The organism is Bacillus sp. SIMBA_008, from assembly GCF_046535495.1.
Lineage (GTDB): Bacteria > Bacillota > Bacilli > Bacillales > Bacillaceae > Bacillus > Bacillus subtilis.
The window spans coordinates 1-279 of the sequence record NZ_JAWRWL010000320.1; the positions used below are offsets into that span (position 1 = coordinate 1).

Annotated in this window: 1 protein-coding gene; it reads left to right on the top strand. The window is 53.4% G+C overall.

Annotated elements, in window-relative coordinates; genetic code table 11:
* The coding region (locus tag SB658_RS23390; protein ID WP_410602671.1) for an MFS transporter at positions 1 to 279 on the top strand (279 nt) is incomplete at both ends.

A 279-nucleotide genomic window follows, 5' to 3' on the forward strand; every position in this document is an offset into this window, starting at 1 on the left:
GGCTGGGTCGCTTTTCTCCCGGCTTTCGGGTACGGTTTTTTAGAAACGGCGCTGAACGGAAGCTTTCCCGTGTACGCCCTTCGTTTAGGCATATCCGTGGATGCCGTCGCGCTGATATTGCCCGCTTTTGCCATCGGAAGTATTGTATTCCAGTTCCCTCTCGGTTTATTAAGCGATCGATTCGGGAGAAAACGTGTCCTGCTCGTCATCTTATTAACGGGTGCCCTTTGCTTTTTGACGGCCGGACTGTTTCCGTCGCCTTCTGTCATCGGCTGCTGC